The sequence below is a fragment of the Pseudomonas sp. 65/3-MNA-CIBAN-0223 genome (assembly GCF_040310425.1).
Lineage (GTDB): Bacteria > Pseudomonadota > Gammaproteobacteria > Pseudomonadales > Pseudomonadaceae > Aquipseudomonas > Aquipseudomonas gregormendelii.
In genome coordinates, this window is record NZ_JBEOPV010000240.1 from 1 (window position 1) to 255 (window position 255).

At 71.8% G+C, this 255-nt stretch carries 1 pseudogene; it reads right to left on the reverse strand.

The annotated features are described in order from the left end of the window. Window positions 1-255, reverse strand: a pseudogene (locus AAEZ09_RS28735) (bifunctional DNA-binding transcriptional regulator/O6-methylguanine-DNA methyltransferase Ada); the annotation flags it as partial.

A 255-nucleotide genomic window follows, 5' to 3' on the forward strand; every position in this document is an offset into this window, starting at 1 on the left:
GAACAGCAGGGCGCAGATACCTTTGTCGCTGCTGGCGACCAGCAACAGGCCGAGCGGGCAGGGCGCCAGAGCATAGCGCAGGGTTTCGCCCGCACCTTTGCGTCGGCGCTGGGCCGGCGTCAGCGCCTGCGCGTCCGCATAGGGTGCCCGCGTGCCGGAGTAGCCGGCGGCGAGGGCGGCGTCGAGTACCGAATCCGCATCGGCTAGCTGCGTTTCCAGGCGTTCGCGGCGGCGGGCCGCTGACCAGCCTCGAGG